The organism is Micromonospora sp. WMMD712 (assembly GCF_029581295.1).
Lineage (GTDB): Bacteria > Actinomycetota > Actinomycetes > Mycobacteriales > Micromonosporaceae > Micromonospora > Micromonospora carbonacea.
Map to the genome: position 1 here is coordinate 1,557,068 of NZ_CP120743.1, position 21,894 is coordinate 1,578,961.

The 21,894-nt window shown below is 71.0% G+C and carries 19 protein-coding genes and 1 pseudogene; 15 read left to right on the plus strand and 5 right to left on the minus strand.

Annotation, left to right across the window (positions count from 1 at the left end; genetic code table 11):
- Positions 1 to 3 precede the first annotated feature (3 nt).
- Genes O7633_RS06345 through O7633_RS06380 form a run of 8 tightly spaced genes read left to right on the plus strand, consistent with a single transcriptional unit; the run spans position 4 to position 8,517 of the window.
- Positions 4 to 951: an ABC transporter permease gene (locus O7633_RS06345; protein ID WP_282326764.1), complete on the plus strand. Its 948-nt coding sequence runs from the start codon at positions 4 to 6 to the stop codon at positions 949 to 951.
- Positions 952 to 973: 22 nt separating this feature from the next.
- On the plus strand, positions 974 to 2,485 hold the full coding sequence (locus O7633_RS06350) for an ABC transporter substrate-binding protein (protein ID WP_278136048.1): 1,512 nt from the start codon (positions 974 to 976) through the stop codon (positions 2,483 to 2,485).
- Between the two features lie 26 nt (positions 2,486 to 2,511).
- The gene (locus O7633_RS06355; RefSeq protein WP_278136049.1) at positions 2,512 to 3,534 is read left to right on the plus strand and encodes an ABC transporter ATP-binding protein; all 1,023 of its coding nucleotides are present in this window, start codon (positions 2,512 to 2,514) and stop codon (positions 3,532 to 3,534) included.
- On the plus strand, positions 3,509 to 4,531 hold the full coding sequence (locus tag O7633_RS06360; protein ID WP_278136050.1) for an oligopeptide/dipeptide ABC transporter ATP-binding protein: 1,023 nt from the start codon (positions 3,509 to 3,511) through the stop codon (positions 4,529 to 4,531). The genes O7633_RS06355 and O7633_RS06360 overlap by 26 nt, the downstream gene beginning before the upstream one ends.
- A complete protein-coding gene (locus tag O7633_RS06365; RefSeq protein ID WP_278136051.1) occupies positions 4,528 to 5,496 on the plus strand; it encodes a BadF/BadG/BcrA/BcrD ATPase family protein in 969 nt (322 codons plus the stop codon). The genes O7633_RS06360 and O7633_RS06365 overlap by 4 nt, the downstream gene beginning before the upstream one ends.
- The gene (locus O7633_RS06370) at positions 5,493 to 6,176 is read left to right on the plus strand and encodes a putative N-acetylmannosamine-6-phosphate 2-epimerase (protein WP_278136052.1); all 684 of its coding nucleotides are present in this window, start codon (positions 5,493 to 5,495) and stop codon (positions 6,174 to 6,176) included. The genes O7633_RS06365 and O7633_RS06370 overlap by 4 nt, the downstream gene beginning before the upstream one ends.
- Positions 6,176 to 6,883, plus strand: a complete 708-nt coding sequence (locus tag O7633_RS06375) for a GntR family transcriptional regulator (RefSeq protein WP_278136053.1) — start codon at positions 6,176 to 6,178, stop codon at positions 6,881 to 6,883. Before O7633_RS06370 ends, O7633_RS06375 begins: the two co-directional genes overlap by 1 nt.
- Positions 6,883 to 8,517 carry an FAD-dependent oxidoreductase gene (locus tag O7633_RS06380; protein ID WP_282326768.1) on the plus strand — a complete coding sequence of 545 codons (1,635 nt, stop codon included), beginning with the start codon at positions 6,883 to 6,885 and terminating at the stop codon, positions 8,515 to 8,517. Before O7633_RS06375 ends, O7633_RS06380 begins: the two co-directional genes overlap by 1 nt.
- Positions 8,518 to 8,782: 265 nt before the next feature.
- Here O7633_RS06380 and O7633_RS06385 read toward each other — a convergent pair whose 3' ends face one another.
- Positions 8,783 to 9,535 carry a sulfotransferase family protein gene (locus O7633_RS06385; RefSeq protein WP_278136055.1) on the minus strand — a complete coding sequence of 251 codons (753 nt, stop codon included), beginning with the start codon at positions 9,533 to 9,535 and terminating at the stop codon, positions 8,783 to 8,785.
- 1,030 nt (positions 9,536 to 10,565) lie between these two features.
- Here O7633_RS06385 and O7633_RS06390 point away from each other — a divergent pair.
- The 5 genes from O7633_RS06390 to nhaA all read left to right on the plus strand — a co-directional run bounded on the left by O7633_RS06390 (position 10,566) and on the right by nhaA (position 16,019).
- Positions 10,566 to 11,456 carry an SMP-30/gluconolactonase/LRE family protein gene (locus tag O7633_RS06390; protein WP_278136056.1) on the plus strand — a complete coding sequence of 297 codons (891 nt, stop codon included), beginning with the start codon at positions 10,566 to 10,568 and terminating at the stop codon, positions 11,454 to 11,456.
- A 300-nt stretch (positions 11,457 to 11,756) separates the two neighbouring features.
- On the plus strand, positions 11,757 to 12,536 hold the full coding sequence (locus tag O7633_RS06395; RefSeq protein WP_282326771.1) for an SDR family oxidoreductase: 780 nt from the start codon (positions 11,757 to 11,759) through the stop codon (positions 12,534 to 12,536).
- Positions 12,533 to 13,366: an SDR family NAD(P)-dependent oxidoreductase gene (locus O7633_RS06400; protein WP_278136058.1), complete on the plus strand. Its 834-nt coding sequence runs from the start codon at positions 12,533 to 12,535 to the stop codon at positions 13,364 to 13,366. Before O7633_RS06395 ends, O7633_RS06400 begins: the two co-directional genes overlap by 4 nt.
- Positions 13,363 to 14,133: an SDR family NAD(P)-dependent oxidoreductase gene (locus O7633_RS06405; RefSeq protein ID WP_282326772.1), complete on the plus strand. Its 771-nt coding sequence runs from the start codon at positions 13,363 to 13,365 to the stop codon at positions 14,131 to 14,133. Before O7633_RS06400 ends, O7633_RS06405 begins: the two co-directional genes overlap by 4 nt.
- Complete coding sequence (gene nhaA, locus O7633_RS06410; RefSeq protein WP_282326773.1) at positions 14,130 to 16,019, plus strand: Na+/H+ antiporter NhaA; 1,890 nt, start codon at positions 14,130 to 14,132, stop codon at positions 16,017 to 16,019. The genes O7633_RS06405 and nhaA overlap by 4 nt, the downstream gene beginning before the upstream one ends.
- Before the next feature lie 80 nt (positions 16,020 to 16,099).
- On the opposite strand, the gene O7633_RS06415 is transcribed toward nhaA, so the two are convergent.
- The 4 genes and pseudogenes from O7633_RS06415 to O7633_RS06430 form a co-directional block, all read right to left on the minus strand.
- Positions 16,100 to 16,249 carry a hypothetical protein gene (locus O7633_RS06415; protein ID WP_278136061.1) on the minus strand — a complete coding sequence of 50 codons (150 nt, stop codon included), beginning with the start codon at positions 16,247 to 16,249 and terminating at the stop codon, positions 16,100 to 16,102.
- 36 nt (positions 16,250 to 16,285) lie between these two features.
- A pseudogene (locus tag O7633_RS06420) lies at positions 16,286 to 16,480 on the minus strand (IS3 family transposase); the annotation flags it as partial.
- Between the two features lie 239 nt (positions 16,481 to 16,719).
- Positions 16,720 to 19,458, minus strand: a complete 2,739-nt coding sequence (locus O7633_RS06425; protein ID WP_278136062.1) for a M14 family zinc carboxypeptidase — start codon at positions 19,456 to 19,458, stop codon at positions 16,720 to 16,722.
- A 546-nt stretch (positions 19,459 to 20,004) separates the two neighbouring features.
- The gene (locus tag O7633_RS06430) at positions 20,005 to 20,595 is read right to left on the minus strand and encodes a TetR/AcrR family transcriptional regulator (protein WP_278136063.1); all 591 of its coding nucleotides are present in this window, start codon (positions 20,593 to 20,595) and stop codon (positions 20,005 to 20,007) included.
- Positions 20,596 to 20,726: 131 nt separating this feature from the next.
- Between O7633_RS06430 and O7633_RS06435 the strand changes: the two genes are divergently transcribed.
- Complete coding sequence (locus tag O7633_RS06435; RefSeq protein ID WP_278136064.1) at positions 20,727 to 21,422, plus strand: DUF998 domain-containing protein; 696 nt, start codon at positions 20,727 to 20,729, stop codon at positions 21,420 to 21,422.
- A 206-nt stretch (positions 21,423 to 21,628) separates the two neighbouring features.
- Positions 21,629 to 21,844: a hypothetical protein gene (locus tag O7633_RS06440; protein WP_278136065.1), complete on the plus strand. Its 216-nt coding sequence runs from the start codon at positions 21,629 to 21,631 to the stop codon at positions 21,842 to 21,844.
- The last annotated feature ends 50 nt before the right edge of the window (positions 21,845 to 21,894 follow it).

Consider the following 21,894-nt stretch of genomic DNA (forward strand, 5'->3'; position numbering starts at 1 on the left):
GAGGTGACCACCGTGTCCGACGGCGTACCCGGCTCGGCCGTGCTCGGCACACCGGTCGTGCCCACCGACGGCGGCCCGCCCGACGGGGCGTCGACCCCGCCGGCCGCCGCGCCCCGCCGCCGGCGTCGCCGGCTGCGCCTGTGGCTCCCCCTCGGGGTGATCGCCGCCTACCTGGTGGCGGGGGTGATCGGGCCGCTGGTCGCCCGGTACGACCCGATCGCGACCTCCGTCGCCGACCGGCTGCTCCCCCCGGGCAGCCGGATGTCCGACGGCGGCCTGGCCCTGCTCGGCACCGACCAGGTCGGCCGGGACCTGCTGCCCCAGATCATGCAGGGCGCCCGGATCTCGTTGCTGGTCGGCGCGGCGACCCTGCTGCTGGCCGGCACCGTGGGCGCCGCGCTCGGCATCCTCTGCGGCTACCTCGGCGGGGCGGTGGACGCGACCCTCATGCGACTGGCCGACATCCAACTGGCCTTCCCGTCGATCCTGCTCGCCGTCTTCGTCGCCGGCGTGCTGGGTTCCAGCGTCACCAACGTCGTGCTCACCCTGTCCATCACCACCTGGCCGATCTTCGCCCGGGTGGCCCGGGCGCAGACCCTGGCGACCCGCTCCCGGGACTTCGCCAACGCGGCCCGCACCCTCGGCGCCGGCCCGTGGCACGTCGTGCGGCACTGCGTGCTCCCCGCGGTGGCCAGCCCGTTGCTGGTCATCGCCACCGTCCAGCTCGGATTCGTCATCGTCGCCGAGGCGTCGCTGAGCTTCCTGTCGCTGGGCATCCCGGCCGGCACGCCGAGCTGGGGCACCACCATCGCCAACGGACGCGACTACCTGGCCAGCGCCTGGTGGATCGCCACCCTGCCAGGCCTGGTCCTGGCCGTCTTCGTGGTCTGCGTCGGCGTGCTCGGCGACGAACTACGGGACCGCTCCGACCCGAACCTCTCCACCCGGTAACCCGTCAGCGAAATGGGCAGACATGAGATCTTCGACCACCCGGCTCGGCGCGCTGGCTCTCGCCGCCGTGCTCGGGCTGACCGCGTGCTCCTTCGGCTCCGACGACCCCGCCGGTGACGGCGGCGGCACCACCCTCCGGGTAGCCAACCCGACCCCGGTGGTCTCGTTGAACCCGTTCGCCGCGAACTCGGCGGACCAACCCACCCTCACCGTCGTCCAGGAGGTCTTCGAGACCCTGGTGGTCCGCGACGACGGCAGGATCGCCCCCAAGCTCGCCGAGAGCTGGACCAACCCCGACCCGTTGACCTGGCAGTTCGTGCTGCGCAGCGGCGTCACCTTCGCCGACGGGACGCCGATGACCAGCGCCGACGCCAAGGCGTCGCTCCAGGCGCTGATCGACGGCAAGGGGCCGCTGGCCGGGCTGTGGGCCACCGTCGACGACATCCGCACCCCCGACGAGCGCACCCTGACCATCCACACCAAGAGCCAGCTCGGCACCGTGCTGAGCAACCTCACCCTGCTCTGGATCGCCCCCGCCGCCAAGATCGGCGACAGCGCGTTCTTCGACGCCCCGTACGGCACCGGCCCGTTCAAGGTCTCGTCGTTCACCGCCGGCCAGAGCGTGAACCTGGTCCGCAACGACAAGTACCGCGGCGACCGGCCGAAGCTGTCCGGCATCTCCTACCGCTACATCCCCGAGGTGTCCGGCCGGGTGACCGCGCTGGCGAACAACGAGATCGACGTGACCTGGGGCCTGCCGCCGGACCAGCTCACCGGGCTGCGGGACAACAAGGACCTGACCGTCAAGTCGTTCCCGACGTACGCCAACTACTACATCTGGTTCAACAGCTCCCGCAAGCCGTTCACCGACGCGCGGGTCCGGCAGGCCATGTGGCACGCGGTCGACTTCGCCAAGATCAGCAAGTCGCTGTTCGACCAGGCCGGGACCCCGGCCACCGGCCCGCTGCCGGAGGCCGTGTTCGGCGCCGCCGGGCAGAACCCGTACGCCTACGACCCGGCCCGCGCCCGGCAGCTGCTCACCGAGGCCGGCTACCCGGACGGGTTCACCACCACGATGATGTGGAGCAGCGGCTGCTGCACCAACGGCAACTCCTTCGCCGACGCGATGATCAGCGACTGGGCCAAGGTCGGCATCGTGGTCAAGCCCCAGGAGCTGGAGCGGGCCACCTGGCTGGACAAGCTGCTCAAGCTCGACTGGGACAGCACGATGACGACCGGCAGCACGATCACCGGCGACGCCGACTTCACCCTGGCCCGGCTCTACCTGTCGACCGCCAAGCGCAACGGCTACGCCGACCCGGAGCTGGACCGCATCCTGCTCGCCGCCCGCGCCGAACTCGACCAGGACAAGCGGGCCACCCTGTACGCCCAGGCCGGCAAGATCGTCTGGGACGAGGCGGTGGGCATCTTCCCGCTCGACCTCAACGGCAACGTCGTGCTGCGCGGCACCGTCGAGGGGTTCACCCCGACCCCCAACGACCTGCCCGACTTCGCCGGCGTATCGCTGCGCTGACCCGAGAACCGGACCCGGAGGACCCGATGGTCGCACCACCGCACACCCCCGACCCCCTGTTGACGGTCGACGATCTCGTCGTGTCGTTCGACGGCCCGCTCGGCGCCTACCGGGCGCTCAACGGCGTCTCGTTCTCCGTCGGCAGGGGCGAGACACTGGCGATCCTCGGGGAGTCCGGGTCCGGCAAGTCGGTCACCGTCCGCGCGGTCATGGCGCTGCTGCCCCGGCACAGCGCGACGATCGAACGCGGCACCATCCGGTACGACGGCGAGGAGATCTCCGCGCTGCCGGTGCGGCGCACCCGCGAGTTGTCCGCCACCGAGATGGCGATGGTCTTCCAGGACTCGTTGACCGCGCTCAACCCGGTCGTCCGGGTCGGCCAGCAGATCGCCGAACTGTTCCGGGTCCGGCAGCGCACCTCACGCCGGGAGGCCTGGCGGCGGGCGGTCGCCGGCCTGGAACGGGTCGGCATCCCCAACGCCGCCCGCCGGGCCCACGACTACCCCCACCAGTTCTCCGGCGGGATGCGCCAGCGGGTGGTGATCGCGATGGCCCTCGCCCTGCGCCCCCGGCTGCTCATCGCCGACGAGCCGACCACCGCGCTGGACGTGACGGTGCAGGCGCAGATCATGGACCTGCTGCGCGAACTGCGCGAGGCCGACGGGATGTCGATGATCCTCATCACCCACGACCTCGGGGTGGTCGCCGACGTGGCCGACCGGGTCGCCGTCATGTACGCCGGCACGGTCGTCGAGTCGGGGCCGCTGCGCACCGTGTACGACGCGCCGGCCCACCCGTACACCCGGGGGTTGATGGCCTCCGTACCCGCCCCCGACCGCCCCGGCGAACGGCTGACGCCGATCGAGGGGATGCCGCCGTCGCCGCTGGCGACGCCGGCCGGCTGCCCGTTCCACCCCCGGTGCCCCGTCGCCCGCAGCGCCTGCCGCACCGACCGGCCGACCCTGCGCACCGTCGCCGCCGGCCACGAGGCGGCCTGCCACTACGCCGAGGAGGTGATGGCCGGTGTCGACGTCGCAGACGCGGCTTGAGGTCCGACAGCTCCGGGTCAGCTACCCGACCCACGGTGGCCCGCTGCGCCGGGCGGCGGCCGTGCACGCCGTGGAACGGCTCAGCCTCACCGTCACCACCGGCCGCACCCTGGGCCTGGTCGGCGAGTCCGGCTGCGGCAAGTCCACCCTGGCCCGGACCATCGTCGGCCTGCGCCGGCCGACCGGCGGCGAGATCTGGTACGCCGGCGAGCGGGTCGACAACGCCGACGCGGCCCGACGACGCCGGCTGACCGCCGAGATCCAGATGGTCTACCAGGACCCGTACTCGTCGTTGAACCCGCGCAAGAAGGTGTCCTTCATCGTCACCGAAGGGTGGCGGGTGCACCGCGGTTCCGTCCCCCGCGACCAGTGGCCGGCCCGCACCGCCGACCTGCTGGCCCGGGTCGGCCTCGCCGCCGAGCTCGCCGACCGGTATCCGCACCAGTTGTCCGGCGGCCAACGCCAGCGGGTCGGCATCGCCCGCGCCCTGGCCATGTCGCCCCGGATCCTGGTCTGCGACGAGCCGGTCAGCGCGCTGGACGTGTCCGTCCAGGCGCAGACCCTCAACCTCCTCGCCGACCTCCGGGCCGACCTGGGGCTGGGCTACCTGTTCATCGCGCACGACCTGTCGGTGGTCCGGCACATCAGCGACGACCTCGCGGTGATGTACCTGGGCCGGATCGTGGAGACCGGACCGGCGGCGACGGTGTACGACACCCCGGCCCACCCGTACACCCGGGCGCTGATCTCGGCGGCCCCCGTGCCCCGCCCCTGGGCGACGCCGCCGGCCGAACGCATCCTGCTCACCGGCGAGGTGCCGTCCCCGGCCTCGCCACCGTCCGGCTGTCGCTTCCGGACCCGGTGCCGACTCGCCCAGCCGCGCTGCGCCGAGGCCGAACCGGAGCTGCGGACGGTCGCCGGGCGCGAGGTCGCCTGCCACTACGCCGAGTCCAGCCTCGCCGACGCTTCGCCGTCGACCACGGCGGTGAGCCGGTGAGCGGCGCCGAACCCGTCCGCGTCGGGGTCGACCTGGGCCAGGGCGGCTGTCGTGCGGTGGCCCGGCACGGCCGCTCGACCGGGCACGCCGAGACCCCCGGCTTCTGGACCGGTGACGCCGACGCCCGGATCGCCGACGCGGTGGCCGGCGCGCTGGCCGGCCTGGGCCCGCTCGGCCCGGACACCACGGTGCTGGTCGGCGTCGGCATGACCGGGCTCAACGGCCGGCCACCGGCGACCGACGCCCTGCGGGCCCGGCTGCGCGCCCTCGGTCGACCCGGGCGGCTGCGGATCGCCGACGACAGTGTGACCGCGTACCTCGGTGCGCTCGGCCCGGTCCCCGGCGCGGTCGTCGCCGCCGGCACCGGCGCGGTGGTCCTCGCCGCCGACGCCGCCGGCCGGACCGCCCGCTCCGACGGCTGGGGCGCCGACCTCGGCGACCGGGGCTCGGGGCACTGGATCGGCCGGACCGCGATCCGGCTCGCCCTGCGCGACCGGGACCGGGCCGCGCCCGGCCGGCTGGCCGACGCGGTGACCGCCGTCTGGGGGCCGGTCGAGACGCTGCCCGCCCGCTGGCGGGCCGATCCACCGACCCCGGAACGGATCGCGGGCTTCGCCACCACGGTCGCCGACCTGGCCCGCGCCGGTGACGACGACGCCGGACGGATCTGGCGTCGGGCCGGCGAACTGCTCGCCGAATCGGTGGTCGGGGCGCTGTTCCGGGTCGGCCTCGACGCGACCCCGGTCCCGGTCGCCGGCACCGGCGGGGTCTTCCGGGCCACGGACCTGGTGTGGTCGTCGTTCACCGCGGCGCTGCGGGCCGCAGCGCCCGCGGCGCAGCCGGTTCCGGCCGCCGGGGATCCCCTCGCCGGTGCGCTGGCCCTGGCCGACGGGCCACCCGGCCCCGGCCCCTTTCCCGGACTCACCGTCCAGATCGACTTCGACGCGAAGGCAGAACACCGATGAACGTGGCCGATGCCATCCGTGGACGCCTGATCGTGTCCTGCCAGGCCCAGGGCCGCAGCCCGTTCCGGGACACCGGACACATGATGGCGATGGCGGCCGCGGCCGTGCTCGGCGGCGCCGCCGGCCTGCGCGGGCAGGGCGTGGACCACGTGCGGGGCATGGTCGGCCTCGGGGTGCCGGTGGTCGGGCTGGTCAAGCGGCACACCCCCGGCAGCCCGGTCTACATCACCCCGTCCGAGGCCGACGTGACCGCGCTGACCGACGCCGGGGCGCAGATCGTCGCGGCCGACGCCACCGGCCGCCCCAGGGCCGGCGGGGAGAAGCTGTCCGGCCTCGTCGCGGCGGCCCATGCCGCCGGGGCGTTGTTCATGGCCGACGTCGACAGCCTGGACGCGGCGATGGCCGCCGTCGACGCCGGCGCCGACCTGGTCGGCACCACGCTGTCCGGCTACACCGCCGGCGCCGTCCCCGACGGACCGGACATCGCCCTGGTGGGGAAGCTCAGTCGGCATTGTCCGGTTCCGGTCATCGCCGAGGGGCGATACCGTACCCGTACCCAGGTCGCGGCGGCGTTCGACGAGGGCGCATGGGCAGTCGTCGTCGGCACCGCCATCTCGGACCCGGTCAACACCACGCGCAGGTTCGCGCAGGCCTGCCCGCATCCCCGGTTGGACTCGTGATGACCACCAAACTGAGCCAGATCCGCACCGAACTCCGGCACCGCGTCGCGGGACTGCCGGCGCACTCGGCCCTGCCCCGCGAGCGGGACCTCGCCGAGGAACTCGGCGTGAGCCGGACGACACTGCGGCAGGCGCTGCGCGAACTGCTCGACGCCGGCCTGATCTACACCATCCGGGGCCAGGGCACCTTCGTCTCCGACACCCGGATCGCCAAGGGCACCAGCCTCAGCGGGTTCACCGAGGACATGCTGGCCCGGGGCCTGCTGCCGAGCAGCAAACTGATCGTCGCGGACGCGCTGGTCGCCCGCGACGCGGCCGCCTCGGAACTCGGCCTGCCCGAGGGGTCACTGCTCTACCGGGTGGAACGGCTCCGGCTCGCCGACGGCGCGCCGATGTGCCTCGAAGAGGTGCACCTGCCTGCCGACCTGTTCCCCGGGCTGCTGGTCGAGAACCTCGACACCGGGCTCTACGGGATCATGAAGGACCGCTACCACGTCCAGGTCACCGTGGCCCAGCAGATGATCGCCGCCGTCGTGCCCACCCGCCGGCAGTGCGACCTGCTGGAGATCCCGCCCTCGGCGGCGCTGCTGGAGGTCCGCCGGATCGGCTACGACGGGCGCGGCCGGGCCGTCGAACGCGCGGTGTCGCTCTACCGGGGCGACCGCTACCACTTCTCCCTGACCGCACGACGAGGCGAGGCAGACTGATGCGTACCACCACGGCGGAGCGGCACACCGACGTCCTGGTGGTCGGCGGGGGCGTGGGCGGGATCGCCGCCGCGCTGGCCGCCTGCGAGGGCGGCGCCCGGGTGGTCGTCGTCGAGCCGTACGGGTGGATCGGGGGGCAGCTCACCTCGCAGGCGGTGCCGCCGGACGAACACCCCTGGATCGAGACGCACGGCTCGACGGCCGGCTACCGGCGGTTCCGGCAGGCGGTACGCGACCACTACCGCACCTGGTATCCGCTCGCGCCCGACGGGGCCGCCCGGCCGCTCAACCCGGGCAACGGCTGGGTCAGCCCGCTGTGTCACGAGCCCCGGGTGGCGCTGGCCGTGCTCCAGGCCATGATCGCCCCCTGGCGCGCGGCGGGCCGGCTGACCGTGCACACGCGGGCGCAGGTCGAACGGGCCCACACCGACGGGGACACGGTGACCGCCCTGACCGTCCGACTCGCCGACGGCACGCTGCGCCACCTCGCCGCCAGCCTCGTCCTGGAGGCGAGCGAGACCGGCGAGCTGCTGGCCCTCGCCGGCATCGAACACCGCACCGGCACCGAGTCACAGGCGCAGACCGGTGAACCGAGCGCCCCGGACCGGCCCGCGCCGCTGAACATGCAGGCGGCCACCGTCTGCTTCGCCCTCGACCACGTCGACGGCGACCACACGGTGGACCGGCCGGCCGACTACGACCACTGGCGGACCCGCACCGCACCCGGCTGGCCGGGCCCGCTGTTCAGCTGGACCTACCCCGATCCGCGGACCGGCCGGCCGGTCACCGGCCGGTTCACCCCCAACCCCCGCTCGACGGCGACCTCGATGGAGGAGGGCCTGATCGCGCCGGAGCTGTGGACGTACCGGCGGATCCTCGACCGGCGGGCGTTCCGGCCCGGCCTGTTCCCCAGCGACGTGACGCTCGTCAACTGGCCGATGAACGACTACCTGGACGGGCCGCTGTTCGACGTGCCGGACGCCGAGCGGCACGTCCGGCGGGCCAGGGAGGCCAGTCAGGCGTTCCTGTACTGGCTGCAGACCGAGGCGCCCCGCCCGGACGGCGGCACCGGTTTCCCCGGCCTGCGGTTGCGCCCCGACGTGACCGGCACCGCCGACGGCTTCGCGCAGGCGCCGTACATCAGGGAGGCCCGCCGGCTGGTGGCGGTGACCACGCCGACCGAGCAGGACCTGTCGGTCGCGGTGCGTGGGGCCGCCGGTGCGGTCCACTATCCCGACACGGTGGGCACCGGTCACTACCGGATCGACCTGCACCCGACGACCGGCGGCGACGGGTACCTCGACGTGGCGGCGCACCCGTTCGAGATCCCGCTGGGGGCGTTGCTGCCCGAGCGGGTCACCAACGTGATCGCCGCCGGCAAGGCCGTCGGCACCACCCACATCACCAACGGCTGCTACCGGGTGCACCCGGCCGAGTGGTCGATCGGGGAGGCCGCCGGCGCGCTGGCCGCCTACTGCCTGGACCGCCGGACCCCGCCGCACGGGGTCCGGGCCAGCGCGAAACTGCTGGAGGACTTCCAGTCCGAACTGGCCCGGCGGGGGGTCGACCTGCGCTGGCCGACGACCATGGCGACGGCCCCGCAACCGGCGGGCGGCGACGCGCTGCCGAGCTGAGTCCGACCCCGCGGCACGCCGCCCGGGTGACAGCGAAGGGGACGTGAGAGCGTGTCCCCGCGAGCGCACCGTGCGGGAACCCCCACCCCCACTGCGCGGCATCCCCCGCGCCTCGACGAGCACCCGGAGCACGGCGAACGCCTGCGGGCCGAGCCGGACGAGCTTCGATGACGCGTGTCCGCAACAGGGCCTCGCGCGGAAAGTCCGGCGGTGAGTGTTCAGGTTCCGGGGCCCCCGCCAGGGCCGGTCGGGGCCGCACGGGCCATCAGTTCCTCCGCGTCCCGGGTGCCGCGCGACGCGAACGAACTCGATGTGCGGCGATGGCCAGGCCGGACAACGCAGTTCCTATGGCACGGAACGTATCTGTCAGGCGACGCCGCGAGAAGGAGTTCTTGTCGTTCTTCCGAGGAAAATCCGCGGCTGGGACGCCCACCTCCAGGAACGAGCACAGCGGGTGCCATCCCTCCGCGACATCGAACACGAGAAGACGCTCGCTGGGAACGGTCCGCCGGACCTCGCTGATGTGTGATTCGAAGGTCGTCAGCGCGTGGTCCCGGTCGAACCGGCTTCCACCGAAGACACGGTCTGCGATCACACGATTCAGCTCCGCCGGAAAGTAGCGGTAGGCCGGATTGCGCAGGGCCATGGCGCCGAGGAGGACCGAGGCGAACGGTGAGCGAAGGAAACGCCAGGCAGCGAAGACAGTCTTCGTCGCACTGTCATACCATCTCTCCGGATCACGTACGGTCAATATGATCTTGGCTTCCGGATAGGCGTCGACAAGATCCCGCCAATAGGCGGCGCCGGGCCAGTCCACGGTTGCCTGGTATCCCGCGAAGATGGCGTCCCAGGCGGGCCGGACGGGGTCACCGAGGTCGACCCAGGCCTTCGCCCGTTCGGGTTGGCCGGCGATCTCGAGCATGTGATAGCAGGGGCCGAAGCCCAACGTCTCGAGAGCGGCCTTCAACGACTCGGTGCCGGTCCTGCCGAACCCGACCCCGATCACCCGCATCGACATCTGCACCATCCTTCAGCCCGAACAGTCTCATGTGGGTGGACCGGGTGCGGACCACGGCCACCACACCCGGAATGACGGACGCCGGGTGGATCTCTTCACCGGATGACCGCTCGAAAGCCGGAGTCTCGGCATCGCCAACACCAGCTGCACCACGCGGGCAGAAGGCCCCGACCGTCACATACCTGGCCGGGGAGCAACAGACGTCGCCGCTTCGATGCCTCGTCGGGCCCCATCCGGAGTCCCGCTCCGCCTCGCGGCGGGTGGTGAGGTCAGCCCTATGGTGCGCCCGATCCGGGCCGGATCCGCTTGCAGGCCGCCGCAGCCCGTAAGCGGCTCTCTCGCCGCAGGGGTCTTCGCGCCGTCGTCCAGAATCGGTTCCAGCGGAGCCTCAGCCGGACGATCGATGGCATCCAGCGGCTGGCGGTGAAGGCGAAAGCGACGAACATGCCCGGCGTGAGCACTTCCTCGACCACGCCAAGCAGCTCACGCCGCCGACCGGCGCTGAAAGGCGCCCACGGCAACCCACCGGCGACGCTCGCACCGGCGACCGCCTGCCCGGCTGGGCGGTCATCGTGGCCTGACGAACCGTGTCCAACGGTCACGGTGACACCTCCTGGTTCGTGGATCTGCGATCAACTCTCGGCGGCTCCCGCCGACGGCACATCGGTCATCTGACTTCGATCAGGAGGATCCAGCCCGACTCGGACCGGGTGCTGATGGGCGCCCCGGGCCGCTGGTGCGGCTGCGATCCGGCCGGTCTTGGTCACTCGCCTGTTCAGATCAAAGCGGGGCGGTTCGGTGCGCCGTCCGGGACGGTCGAACACTCCAGCCGCTGACGCCGGGTCGAGGCACGCCGTCGATCGAGACGTACGCGGCGGGGAAGCCGGCGCGACCGTCGGGCTGGCGACTGCCGCGTGCAGCGCCGCGCAGGCGAAGGCCATGCGCTGTTCACGCATTCCATGGCTACTCTGCTCCTGTGGCAGGCTGGTCGCCCGGTTGACCTGCCACGCGAGGGCCCAGGAGGGCGATCATGACCACGAAAGCGACCACGGTGGCCGAGGGTTTCCACTTCCTGGAGGCACCACGTTGGCGCGACCAGCGGCTCTGGTTCGCCGACTTCTACGGCCCGCAGGTCTGGTCCATGCGGGAGGACGGCGCTGACCTGCGGGCCGAGGCCGACGTGCCAGGGCAACCCTCCGGACTGGGCTGGCTCCCCGACGGGCGCATGCTGATCGTATCGATGCGCGACCGCAAGGTGCTCCGCAGGGAGCCGGACGGAACGCTGGTCGTACATGCCGATCTGGCCGGGCACGCCACCGGGCACGCCAACGACATGGTCGTGGACAGCCACGGCCGCGCGTTCGTCGGCAACTTCGGCTTCGATCTCATGGCCGGTGATCCGATACGACCAGCCGGGCTGCACCGCGTGGATCCCGACGGCCACGTCACGCAGGTGGCCGACGACCTGTGGTTTCCCAACGGCAGCGTCATCACCCCCGACAACGTGCTGCTCGTGGTGGAGACGTTCGGCAACCGGGTCACCGCCTTCGACATCTCCGACGACGGGGACCTCAGCGGCCGGCGACCGTGGGCGACGTTCGGGCCCCTTCCGATCGGCCACCGGGTCGATCAGGTGCTGACCGAGCTACGGGTCGCCGGCGACGGTGCCTGCCTCGACGCGACGGGCGGGCTGTGGATCGCCGATGCGGTCGGCAGCCGGCTGGTACGGGTGGTCGAGGGCGGAACGATCACCGACGAGATCAGGCCCGGCTCGCCGGTCTACGCGTGCGCCCTCGGCGGTGCCGCAGGGACGACCTTGTTCGCCTGCGCGGCACCCGACTTCCACGAGAAGGCTCGCAGGTCGGCACGCGAGGCCCGCATGCTCGCAGTGCAGGTCGCTGTTCCGGGGTGCACACCGTGACGACCGCATGGAGACGACCGGTCGGCTGACGGGAGGTCTCCGGCAATCCTGCGGTCAGCCGGGTCGCGCTGCCCGGATGTCCGCTGCCGGCGGTGCCCAAGACGGGGAAGGCCAGCACCGACCCCGCCCTCAGCTCGAAGATGCGCCGGTCCCTGGACCTCTACCGGCTGACTCCGCTGCTCGCGCCGCATGGGGAGCACCGCCTGATCGGCCTGGATCCTGGCGACGAAGCGAGGATCAGGCAAGAAGTCGCGGGGATTGCTCTAACACACCGTGAGGCCGTCGAGGTTGTCTGGAGGGGTGAACACCCAGACACCCAGCCAGGCAGTAACCGTGGTGACCGGCGCGAGCGCCGGCATCGGGCGCAGCGCCGCGGTCGAGATCGCCGCGCGCGGGATGGGGGTGATCGCCACCTACAACTCCCGCCCCGACGGCGCGGAGGAAACCGTCGCGATGATTCGAGACAACGGCGGCCACGGAGTCTCGCTGCCTCTGGACGTCGGGCAGAGCGACACCTTCCCCGCGTTCAAGAGCGAGCTCTGTCGTGTCCTCGGCGAGGAGTGGGGCACCGACAAGATCCACGCGCTTGTCAACAACGCCGGCTTCGGAGGCGGCCGTGGGTTCGAGGACATGAGCGAGGAGGCGTTCGACCAGTACTACCGGGTGCTCCTACGCGGGCCGTACTTCCTCACCCAGACGCTCCTGCCGCTGATCCACGACGGCGGCTCGATCATCAACACCTCGAGCAGCTCCGCACGGCCCGGTGACACCGAGGCCGGCTACTCGGGATACGCGGCGATGAAGGGCGGCCTGGTGGTCGCCACCCGGTTCCTCGCGAAGGAGCTGAGCCCTCGGGGCATCCGCGTCAACTCGATCGCCCCGGGGCCGACTCGCACCCGCATCGCCGACGACGCGTTCGAGAAGCACCCGCAGATCATCGACGGCCTCGCCGCCAAGACCGCGTTCGGCCGGGTGGGCGAGCCGGAGGACATCGGCAAGGTCATCGCGTTCCTCGCCTCCGACGAGTCCGCGTGGATCACCGGGCAGGACATCCTGGTCGCCGGGGGCTACGCGCTGTGAAGACTGCCGGGCAGCGGTTCGGCACGGTGGTGCTCACCGGCGCCACGAGCGGCATCGGCGAAGCGACCGCCCGCCGGCTGGCGGCGATCTCCGAGACGCTCATCGTGCTCGGGCCCGAGCCGGAAGAAGGGGCACGGCGGGTTCTCACGCAGATCCGTGGGGCCGGCCCCGCCGAGGTCCACTACGTCGGTGCCGACTTCACCCACCTCTCCGACGTCGTCGAGGCTGCCCGCTCGATCAGGTCGCTCGTCTCGACGATCGATCTGTTGATCAACAATGCCGGGGTCCCGGGCGCGGCGCAACGGGTCGTCACCATGGATGGATTCGAGCGGACGCTGCAGGTCAACGCACTCGCGCCAGCGCTGCTGACCCGGCTGCTCGTTCCTTCGTTGGCCGACGGCGCACGAATCGTGAACGTGGGGTCGTCCGCGCACCGCCTCGAGCGGTTCCACTTCGACGACATCGACCTGGAGCACGGCTACTCGCCGGTGGCCGCGTACGCCCGAGCGAAGCTGGCGATGGTGACCTGGTCGTCTCTGCTCGCGGAAGAACTCCGGTCGATGCCGGTCAGTGTCGTCGCCCTCTGCCCCGGGCTCAACGACACTCCGCTCAGCGCCGCGATGACGGGTCGGATCGGCGGTCCCCCCGCGCGGGGCGCAGCCCGCGTCCTCCATGCCGCAGTCGCCGACGTTCGGTCCGGCTCCTACCTCGAAGACGACCACGTCGTGTCGCCGAGCGCGGACGCCACCGATCCCTCGAACCGGAAGCAGCTCACCGCCCTCTACTGGGACCGGCTTCTGCGCTTCGCGGCTGCGGGACGCGAACGATGAGCGAGCACGGCGCGACCACGGGCGTCCTCAACGGTCGAGTGGCAGTCGTATTCGGCGCGACCGGATGGATCGGCCGCGCGATCTGCCACGACCTGGTCCAGGCAGGCGCCAGCATCGTCATGGTCGGCCGAGACGCCGATCGCCTCGACGCCCTCCACCGCGAACTCGGCGGGAGCGACCGGGTGCTGTCCACCATCGCGGACGTCACCTCCCAGATCGAGGTCGACGACGCCCGAGCGGCCGCGATCACGCGGTTCGGCCACGTCGACCTTCTGGTCGTGTCCTCGGGTGTGATCACCGGCTCCGCCTTCGGCGAAGGCGTCCCGGCAGACTGGGCCGAGATGATCGACGTGAACCTCCGCGGGCTGCTGCACGCGTCCCAGACTTTCGCCGAGCCGCTCCTCGAAAGCGCCGACCGTGGGGCACCCGCCGACATCGTGCTGATCGGCGCCGTCAGCACCGACGTTCGCGCCCCTCGTTTCGCGGTGTTCAACGCCCTGTCTGCGGCCATCAAGCAACTCGCACGCGCGCTCCGCCACGAGTACGGGCCGCAGGGCACGCGTGTCCACATCGTCGAGCCGGCTTTCGCGGTCGGCCAGTCCGACGAGCATCGCGACGCGTCAGCGCCCGAACATGACCAGCAGCACGAACGGGCCGCCTCCGCAGTGAAGCCGGACGCGATCGCCGCGGTGGTCACGCTCGCGGCGGCGCTGCCGAGGAGCGTGAACCTCGCCGAGGTCCTCCTCCTACCCACTGAGACGGCGTGACGAACGTGGCTGGTAGTGCCGCTGCGATCGACTCCCCCGGCGCGGCTCGCCGCGGTCCCATCCGCCGCCTGCTGCGCAGCCCAGAGGCCCTGCGCGGTGCCGTCGTCCTGATCGCCGGCACCGTCGTCGCGCTGATCTGGGCGAACCTTCCGGGAGACAGCTACGGGTCCTTCTGGCATCTCCCTCTCGGCCTGGAGCTCGGGGGCTCCAGGTTCGAACTCGACCTGCGACACTGGGTCAACGACGCGGTCATGGCCGTGTTCTTCGCCCACGTCACGCTCGAGGTCCGCCGCGAACTCGAGCTGGGTGAGTTGCGTGACTGGCGGAAGGCGAGCGTCCCGGTCATCGCCGCAGTCGCCGGCCTCGTCATCCCGGCGCTGATCTACGTCGGCGTCACCTCGGGCACCGACACGGTTGGCGGTTGGGGGATCGTGGTCTCCACGGACACGGCCTTCGTGCTGGGCATACTCGCCCTCATCGGACGAGTGATGCCGCCCCAGCTGCGGATCTTCCTCGTCACGCTCGCCGTCGCCGACGACGTCGGTGCGCTCGGGGTCATCGCGTTCGCCTACACCGACCACTTCAGCCCGTTGCCGCTGCTCATCGCGGTGGGCGGTCTCACGATGATCGCGATGATGCGCTTCGTCGGAGTGTGGCGCGGAGGGCTGTACCTCCTGCCCTCGATCGTCGTCTGGGCGGGCTTCTTCCTCTCGGGCGTGCACGCCACCCTGGCGGGCGTCGCGATCGCGTTGTTGCTGCCGATCTTCCCCACGCGATCCGACGACCTGCGCAGGGCTCAGGATCACGTCCGTGCCTTCCACATGTCGCCGACCGCCAGCTACGCCCGCACGGCCAACAACTCGCTCGCGCGAGCGGTCTCCATCAACGAACGCGCCCACCGCGCGCTGACGCCGTATGTCACCTGGCTCATTCTGCCGATCTTCGCTCTCGCCAACGCCGGCGTGCGAGTCACCCGGGAGTCGCTGGTCGATGCATTCACCTCGCGGCTCACGTGGGGCATCATCGTCGGGCTGGTCGTCGGCAAGATCATCGCTATCTCGGTGTCGACCTGGATCGTCACCCGGATCCGGCCCGACGCGCTCGGACCGGCGGTACGCATGCCCCACGTCATCGGCGTGAGCATGCTCGCCGGGATGGGCTTCACCATCTCGCTCTTCGTCACGGAGCTGGCGTTCGACGATCCTGTCGATGTCAGTCGCGGACAGATCGGCGTGATCGCTGCCACCGTGCTCGCCGCTACCCTCGGCACCGTCGCCTTCGCCGTCATGAGCGCACGCGAGCGGCGACGATCGCCGCACCGCAGCCGCCTCGTGCGGGCGCTCGACCCCGCTCGCGATCCCGTGCTGGGCGACCTGAGCAGCGCCGTGGTGACAGTTGTCGAGTACGGCAACTACGCCACGCCGTACTCGCCCGCCGCGGGAGAGATGCGTCGTGAAATGGAGGGCCGCTTCGGCAGCGAAGTCGCGTACGCGTTCCGCCATCTTCCGCTCGAGCAGCCGCTCGGTCGTTCCGCCGCCATCGCCAACGAGGCCGCGGCCCTCCAGGGACGATTCTGGGAGATGCGCGACGAACTCATCCGCGAGGCACCGATCGAGAACGAACGACAGATCCGCCGAGCGGCCGCAAGCGCCGGGTTGAACCTGCGGCGGTTCGAACGCGACTGGGGCGACGCGGCCAGGGCCCAGCGAGTCGACGAAGACCTCGTCGACGCGGAAGCCATGCACCTGCACCAGGCGCCGACGTACTTCATCGACAACATGCGCTACGAAGGGTCGATCGATGCCGACTCGGTGAACGCGGCGGTGGCAGCAGCAAGAAACTCGGCCCTGCGACGCGACGAGCGCGGACTCGACATCGACGCCTAGCAACGGACACCCGCTTGGCCCAGCCGTCACGAACCGAAGGTGATCGCCAACGGCACCAAGGGAAAACGCGAGCCGCGACCCTACCGGCCGTAGTGCAGGTAGGGCGCCCACGCACCGACGTCGGACGGCCGCTCGTGGCGCCATCGACGAAGCGCCTGGTGCAGCGCATACGGCGCCCGGTCGGCGAGCACCGTGCCCTCGGGCGCGAGATTCCGGTAGACGGCTTCCACGAAGGGGTCTGCTGCACCGATAGGTGACAGTTTCAGTCACGCGGCCTGACTGGCCGGTGGGGTCATGATGGTCTCGTACTCGATGGGGGTCAACCGGGACAGGGATCGTTGGCGTCGTCGGTGGTGGTGGTAGGTCCGTTCGATCCAGGTCACGATCGCGGTCCTGGGTTGCTGGCGGGTGGTCCAGGTTCGGCAGTCGAGGACGTTGTTCTGGAGCAGGCCGAAGAAGGTCGCCGGAGGTGGCGGTCGGCCCGCCGTCGGGGGTGGCGCGGTCGCCGTCCGGCGCGTCGTGGTGACCGGCGGTGGCGAGCCGGTGCAGACGTCGGCCTGGAACCGGGTCAGCAGGTGATGTCGGCCGGAAAACAGCAAATAGCGGGGCATGCACCGTTCCCGGCCGACGCGGCCCGCCCGGCTCCGCGTGGTGGGTGGGTGGGGGCGGCACCCGCAGGTGCCGCCCCCACCCGCCGGTGTCAGCCCACCACGGAGCGCAGCGGAATCTGTTCGGCCCGCAGGGTCCGCACCAGGTCACCCAGGAACGGGTGCTCGTCGATCTGGAGACCCTCCGGGTTCGGGATCACCAGGTACGCCGAGCCGTCCGCCACCGAGACCCGCGCGGTGTCGGTGTACCGGTCGACGACCGCCTCGGTGCGGGCCAGGTCGCCGGCCGCCACCTGGATGGTGAACGGCCGCCACTCGCCGCCGAGGTTCTCGGCGACCGGGGTGGCCGCCGCGGCGGCGCGGTCCGGGTCGACCCGGACCGGCGAGGCGGTCCGGGCCGCCGTGCCGCTGCTCGGGTACAGCAGCGCGTTGGCCACCAGGTGCAGGCCACTCTCGTTGTACGCCCGGAACAGCGGGTTGAACGCGAACAGCACCGCCCGACCGGCGCCGGTCGGCTCGTCCACCACCGCGACCGTGCCCTTGAGCGCGTCGCCCTCCACCGTGTAACCGTTGGCCCAGAAGGTGTCCCCGCTCGGGTAGCGCAGCACGTTGCGGCCGGTGCTGCTCGGGGTGAGGATCGGGTCGTTGTTGTTGAACTCGAAGTCCTCCGCCGGCCGGCCCAGCCCGACCGGGCTGTCGGCGTCCACGTCGACCCGCAGGTGCGAGCCGATCACCGTGTAGCCGGTCGGCTTCGGCTTCTCGGTGGTCGAGGTGAGACCGGCGGCGCGGGCCATCCGGGTGCCCTCGTTGCGCAGGCCCAGGTAGGTGTGGCCCTGGGCGATCCAGTTGCGCAGGTTGGCCTGCCCGGTCGCGGTCAGCCCACCTGTCGCGTTGCTGCCGTCCGGCACCAGCAGCACCGTCCGGCCGGTGAAGGCGGGGGTGTTGTCGTTGATGTCGGCGGTGGTGACCGGGGTGAGGTCCAGGCCCCACCGCTTGCCCAGCACGTACCGGGCCTCGCCGTGCGAGCCGGAGGTGGTGGAGATGCCGGTGCCCTGGAACAGGCCGACGTCCGGCCGGCTGATCGGGGTGCCGACGGCCGCCGTGGTGTACGGGGTGAGCGTGACGCCCAGCTTCTTGGCCGTGGTGTTCAGCTCCGGCGTCAACGCGCCGGCGGGCAGCCCCACCTGGCCGTTGTCGAGGTCCCGGACCAGCTGCACGTCCCTGCCCAGCAGGGTGAAGGTGAACTCGGCCGCGGCGGCGGAGTCCAGCTCGTAGGTGTAGGAGCCCTTCAACGGCGGCGCGGCCAGGATCTTGCCGCCGCCGGTGTTCTGGATCTTGTCGATCAGCTCCGCGTTGGGCTTGACGTCCGCGCCGGTGTAGACAGCGTTCACACCCATCAGCAGCGGGTTGCTCCACGACGACACGTCGTAGAAGTACGGGAACGGCGTGTACGGGTCCTCCCCCATGATCGCCTGGATCCAGTGCTTCTGCGGCTGGTTCATCGGGATCCAGTACGACCCGACCGGCACGGTCAGGTTGGTCGCCGACCGGCCGCCGAAGAGCTTCGCGGTGGGCAGCTTGACGGCCTTCTTCACCTGGTAGACCTCGACGTCCATCCGGCGCAGCCGCTCGACGAGCTGGCGGGCGTCGGCGAGCTGCCGGTCGGGCAGCAGGAAGTACGACCGGATGGTCTGCGCCGGCACCGGGAACTGGACGGTGTTGGTCGGCTGGACCACCTCGTTGGGCTCCAACGTGCCGGCCCGGCCCTGGGCGAGCGCGTCCTTCCAGACCTTGAACCAGCCGTTGAGCACCTCCTGCTTGTGCGTCGCCGCCCAACCCAGCGTCGACCACTGGGTGTGGAACTGCTGCTGCACCCGGTCGGCCACCGCCGACGAGCTGCCCTTCTCGAAGGTCATGCCGGCGGCCCCGAAGCCGGCGGCCGGCACCGTGTCGCCGTACCCCATGAAGAACAGGTCGTAGGTGGAGTAGTTGAAGTAGCACTCGGTGGTCACCGCGCCGCCGCACGCGCCGTTGTAGCCGAAGCCGGCCTTGTTGGCCTCACCGATTCGGTTGATCCAGTCGACCGCCTCGCCGGAGATCTCGTGGTGGATCGGGTCGGCGTTGGGCGGGAAGAAGTACTGCCGGCCGCCCATCTCGTGCGCGTCGATGAAGACCTGCGGCGGATACCTGCGCATCAGTTCGAGCTTGCCGTCGGTCTCCTGCTGGGTCCGGGCGAACCAGTCCCGGTTCATGTCGAAGCCGTACTCGTTCTGCCGGCGGCTGGCGTCGCGGCCGTCCGGGTTCTGCGTCGGCACGATGATGGTGACCAGGTTGTCGTTGCGCTGCTGGACCTCGCAGGAGAGCCCGGCGGCCAGCTCGTACAGTGTCTTGAGGGCGGCGTCGGTGCCGCTCTTCTCGCCGCCGTGCACGTTGGCGGTGACCCAGACGATCGCCGGCGCCGCCTCGGCGATCTCGCCGGCCCGCTGCTGGTTGACCACCCGGGGGTCGCGCAGCGAACGGACGTCCTCGGCGATGCCCTTGAGCACGGCCGGCCGCACGTTGCGCTCGTTCGACACGATCGCGTACGGCAGCGGCTGGCCGAGCACGCTGGTGCCCATCACGCCGGTGACCACCCGCTTGGAGGCGGTGTCCACGGCGTCGAGGTAGCCCCGCACCTCCTCGTTGGTGACCACCCGCTCCTGGCCGGTGCCGAGCGGGAAGCCGAGGTAGCTCTCCGGGCTGGGCACCGAGGCCAACCGGTCGGTGGGATCGGTACTACAGGTTGTCGGGGGCGCGGCGGCGGCCGAGGGGCCGACCACCAGAGGGGTCATTCCGGCCAGTAGTACGATTGCGGTAGCGCTCGCCAGCCGTTTACGGGAATGCAGTGTGGAGCGGAGTGGGGCAGTTCGCATGGGTGTCCCGTTTCCCTTCCCGGGAAATGAATCAAGGGTGCCCGGAGCGTATGACCTGCGCTTTCGGGTGGTCAAGATTCACAACCGGCGGCCGGTACACGATTCGTCAACTGCCCCACACCCTGCCTAATCCGGGCGTTTGGTGGCGAGCCTGCGCGTCCACCGTGGACCCGGTTTCCCGGTACCGGCGGTTCCGGCCCACCAACGGCGGGCCGGGGCCGGTCGGTCAGCGCACCCGGACCGGGTGGGAGTAAACCCCACAGATCGCCCCACGGGCCCTCCAGCCCGTCGGCCAGCGGCTCGGGCTCGTCGGTGCTGGTGCCACGTACCCGCAGGTAGCTGTCGGCCCCGACGTCGCGCAGGGTGTGCCGGATGACGTAATGGGCACCCTGCTACCGCCAGTCGCGCGGACCGAAGCGGGCCACCACGGCGGTGGTCGGGTTGGTGTCGGCGTCCCGGTCGGCGCTAGTGGAACTGGCGCTGGTAGCGCAGCCAGCCTTCGTCGAGCAGCCGGAAACCTGCGTCGATGGTGGACTCCGGGTTGGCGGCCCGGGTTGCGCTGAGCTGTATCTGGAGGGCGAAGCGGACGTAGAAGCGGATCTCGTCGCTGGGCTCGGGAAGCCCGAACTCCCGCGTGATCGCCGCGATCAGGGCGTCTTCGTGGCGGAACCACATGCGTTCGGCGTACTCGACCAGGGCGGGTGTCTGTTCCATCAAGGCGAGGACTGGCCGCTCAAGTTCGGACCCGAGCGCGGTGATCTCCGCAAGGTAGTGCGCCTTGAGCGCGGCGGAGATCGACGTGCCCGGCGGTCGGTCGGCTACTGCCGCGACGAGCCGGTCGTGTCGCACTTCCTCGTCACCGAACGCGAGGGCCTCCTTGTGCGGAAAGTGCGTGAAGACGGTGGTCGGCGACACGTCCGCCCGGTCGGCGATCTCGCGGACGCTCACCGCGTCGAACCCTCGTTCGAGGAACAGTTCTTGGGCGGCCTGCACGATCGATGCCCGGGTCGCTGCCTTCTTGCGCTCCCGTCGGCCGGGTCGCTGCCCCTCGCTCATGCCGACAGAGTAATGGACCCGTTCGCTACATGTATTGACTCCACAACTGGTGTCGGTACAGTATTGATGTCGGACCGGGAATTGATCGACGGGAGCGACACGAGCGGCGGGATGCCGGGAGAGAAGGAACCATGAACGCGAACCACGCCCAGGTGGACGCTCAGCAGAGGCAACGCTCCGCTGCCGGCATCGCGCTCATCGCAGGAGGACTGGTCTTCTTCGTCGCGGAGTTCATCGCCTCGGCCGCGTGGACGCATCCCCCCTACAGCTACACCTACAACTACATCAGCAACCTCGGCGTGCACGGCCCCACGCAGGGATTCGGGCAGCTCATGTACTCGCCGCTGGCGTGGGTCATGAACACCGGATTCTTCCTGTTCGGGATCGTCCTGTTCGGCGGCACCGCCATGCTCGCAGGCCTGCATGGCCCACGCCGTTGGGCAGTGCGCACCCTCGCCTTCCTGATCGCGGCCGGCGGAGTGCTGCTGGCTTTCTTCCACGGAACCGGCGAGACGCCCGACAGCGGTGCCATCGACTTTCACTCGGTGGGCGCCCTGGCCAGCATCGTCAGCGGCAACGTACTGATCATCATTCTCGGGCGCGCGCACCGACAGACCGGAATCGCTACCACCACCGGCCGGGTCATGGTCGCCCTCGGGGTCTTCGGTCTTCTCTCGCTGGTCGGCTTCATGGCCATCGCCGGCTCATCAGCCAGCCTGATCGGCCTGGTCGAACGCTGCGCGGTCTATCCCCTCCTGGTCGGCTTCATCTGCGCCGGCAGGTCCATCTGGAAGGGCAACCGGCGGTCGACGGCCAGCAACGCGTAGACGGCCACGACCGGGATCCGCGACAGGCCACCCGGTCGCTTACGGGCACAAGATCAGACGCGCGCTCATCGGCAGATTCGGACGCCGCCGGGTCGACCAATGGTCGCTGCTGACGGCCATGAGGGCACCCCCGTGGTCACGACGCGAGAACGACGGCTCAACCGTAGCGACCACTGTGACCACGTCCGCGACCAATGGACTTCGGCGTGACGGAGTGGGACGTGCGGCCCTACGCCGATCCGGTACACGTGCGGCACTTCTTCCATCTGTCCGTCGAGGGCACCGAGGTTCCGGACCGGTGGATCGCCGTGGAGCGCGACGACAGCGAACCGATCCGCTTCGAGCTGTACTGGCTGCCCCTGGCCCAGGGACACGTTCTGGCAGCCGGCCAATCTGCCCTGACCGGCAGGCTGTTTGATTGACCTCCTCAGAGCGCCAGTTTGGAAGAGCGAAGATCGCAGCCTGCGAGGTC